Origin of the sequence: Luteimonas padinae, from assembly GCF_014652935.1 — a bacterium.
GTDB lineage: Bacteria > Pseudomonadota > Gammaproteobacteria > Xanthomonadales > Xanthomonadaceae > Luteimonas > Luteimonas padinae.
Map to the genome: position 1 here is coordinate 1 of NZ_BMZT01000029.1, position 1197 is coordinate 1197.

Here is a 1197-nt window from a genome sequence, read left to right on the forward strand (position 1 = left end):
TCCCGGGGAGGTCGCATGCTCCTTGAGGCAGCCTCTGGCCTGACCTCGTCTGTAGAGCGGCCCCCCGCCCCATTCGCGAGCACGGAGAGTGTCCCGGGCCGTTGAGCCCGAGTCACAAGGGTGTGCCGCGATCTGTGCGGGGTCGGGGAGCCGGGACCATCCTACCTTCACCAGCGGGAGGATGACGATGCAACAGGGTCTGGTGGCATTCGACGTGGGGGCGCGCACGCACGCGTTCGCAGCGACCGTGGGCGGCAGGGAGGAGACCGGAGAGGTGAGCAACACGCCCGAGGCGATCGCGCGGTTCCTGGCGCGTCTGCAGGCACGGTGCGGCCGGCTTCGCGTGGTGATGGAATCGACCGGGATCTATTACCTCGATCTTGCCGTGCAGGTCGTGGAAGCCGGCGCCGAGGTCATGGTGCTCAATCCCAAGGCCGCACACCACTTCGCCAAGGCCATGAGCCAGCGCTCCAAGACCGACGCGCTGGATGCGCGGATGCTGCTGACCTACCTGCAGCGGATGGACTTCGTGCCGTGGCAGCCGCCGGCGCGGCAGATGCTGGAACTGCGGCAGTTGGGCCGCCATCTGTGCCGCCTGGCCGAGCAGAAGGTCCGGCTCAAGAACCAGCTCCACGCCTTGGGCAGCACCCGCACCAGCCCGCAGGTGGTCATCGAGGACGTGCAGGAGGACCTGGCCACACTGGAGCGCCGGATCGACCGCCTCAGCGCCGAAGCACTCACTCGTGTGCGCGCCGATGCCGCGATCGCCGAGCGCTTCGACGCACTGGACTCGATCACCGGCGTCGGCACGACAAGCGCCTTGGCGCTGCTGGCCGAACTGCTGGTCCTGCCACGCGACATGAACAGCCGCGCCTGCGTTTGCCACGCCGGACTGGACGTTCGCATCCATCGCTCAGGCACCAGCGTTGATCTCGCGCCGAGGCTGTCCAAGCACGGCAACAAGTACCTCCGCCGCGCTCTCTACATGCCGGCCATGGCCGCCATCGTCCACGACCCCCACGCCAAGGCCTTCCGCGATCGCCTCGTCGCACGCGGCAAGAAGAAAATGCAGGCGCTCGCCGCGGTCATGCGCAAGCTCCTCACCGCCGCTTGGGCGCTCATCCGCAACCCCGCCCCCTACGATGGTGCCAAGCTCTTCGCCACCCTGCAGGCTTGACCGAGAACAGAGTGTCTACA

The 1197-nt window shown here is 67.8% G+C and carries 1 protein-coding gene; it reads left to right on the forward strand.

The window, feature by feature from the left end:
- Positions 1-187 precede the first annotated feature (187 nt).
- Complete coding sequence (locus IE168_RS14415) at positions 188-1177, forward strand: IS110 family RNA-guided transposase (RefSeq protein WP_189499508.1); 990 nt, start codon at positions 188-190, stop codon at positions 1175-1177.
- The last annotated feature ends 20 nt before the right edge of the window (positions 1178-1197 follow it).